This window comes from Arthrobacter glacialis (assembly GCF_002909445.1).
Taxonomy (GTDB): domain Bacteria; phylum Actinomycetota; class Actinomycetes; order Actinomycetales; family Micrococcaceae; genus Specibacter; species Specibacter glacialis.
The window spans coordinates 1-1,324 of record NZ_PPXC01000049.1 but is presented as its reverse complement, the minus strand read 5'-3'; the positions used below and the strand labels follow the sequence as shown (position 1 = coordinate 1,324).

Below are 1,324 nucleotides of genomic sequence, written 5' to 3'. Positions count from 1 at the left end.
CCTTCGAGTTTACGGATGATGAATTCTGGAAGAAGGCTGGCCATAGAGTCGTCCCTGAGTTGAAGGCAGGGAAAGTGGATCGTGTCCCAGGAAGTGGTGTAACTCATCATGGCTCTGGCCACTGAGTTTGCCGTTTAGTTGATCACGGCCGACAGCTTGGCCTGTGGATTATCGCTGACTGCCTCAAAGGCCTCCAACTGCATGTAACGCCGGTGCAGGCACCACTCGTCGTTCTGCTCCAGCAGCATCGCGCCTACCAGACGCGTAATGGCCGGATCGTTGGGGAAAATCCCCACGACGTCGGTGCGGCGTTTGATTTCAGCGTTGAGCCGCTCAAGCGGGTTGGTGCTGTGCAACTGCTGTCGATGAGCCTTGGGAAACGCCATGTGCGCCAGCACTTCATCCTCGCAACCATCCATGAGCGCCGCGATCTTGGGGTATTTTTCGCGTAGCTGATCTGCGACCAAACGCCATTGCTGATGGCATTCGGCACGGCTGTCCTGGGCGAAGACCGTGCGCAGTAGAGCCGCCACCATGGTGCGCTGACCTTTGCCGACGTGGGCCATGGCATTACGCATGAAATGCACACGGCAGCGCTGCCAGGTCGCATTGAAGACCTTGGATACAGCTGCTTTCAGGCCTTCGTGGGCGTCGGAGATGACCAGCTTCACGCCCCGCAAGCCACGTCGCATGAGGCTGCGCAGGAAGTCTGTCCAGAACGGCTCAGCCTCTGACGGCCCAACCCGCATGCCCAGGACTTCGCGGCCACCGTCGGTGTTCACGGCCACGGCGATTATTACGGCGACCGAGACGATGCGTCCGGCCTCCCGCACTTTGACGTAGGTGGCATCGATCCAGAGATAGGGCCAGTCGCCCTCAAGCGGGCGGTCAAGGAAGGCGTGAACGCGCTCATCGATCTCACCGGCTAGCCGTGAGACCTGGCTTTTAGAGATACCGGTCATGCCCATGGCCTTGACCAGCTCGTCCACCGAACGCGTTGAAACGCCTTGGATGTAGGCCTCCTGGATGACTGCCGCCATGGCTTTCTCAGCGGTGCGTCGAGGTTCAAGGAAACCAGGGAAATAGCTGCCTTGGCGCAGCTTGGGAATCTTAAGGTCGACGTCGCCTGCGCGGGTTTGCCAAAGACGATCGCGGTAGCCATTACGGCTATTTGTCCGGTCTGGGCTTTTGACATCGAAGCCCGCGCCGCACAGGCCTTCGACGTCGAACTCCATCATGCGCTGGGCAACGAACTGGATCATTTGCTTGAGCAGATCAGCGTCTGCCCCTTTCTCAACCAACTCGGTCAATGCGATAGTGGGCT

General features: G+C 59.1%; 1 protein-coding gene. It reads right to left on the bottom strand.

The features are described from left to right. Nucleotides 1-134 precede the first annotated feature (134 nt). Complete coding sequence (locus CVS27_RS20360) at nt 135-1,316, bottom strand: IS256 family transposase (RefSeq protein ID WP_103467652.1); 1,182 nt, start codon at nt 1,314-1,316, stop codon at nt 135-137. Between the last annotated feature and the right edge of the window lie 8 nt (nt 1,317-1,324).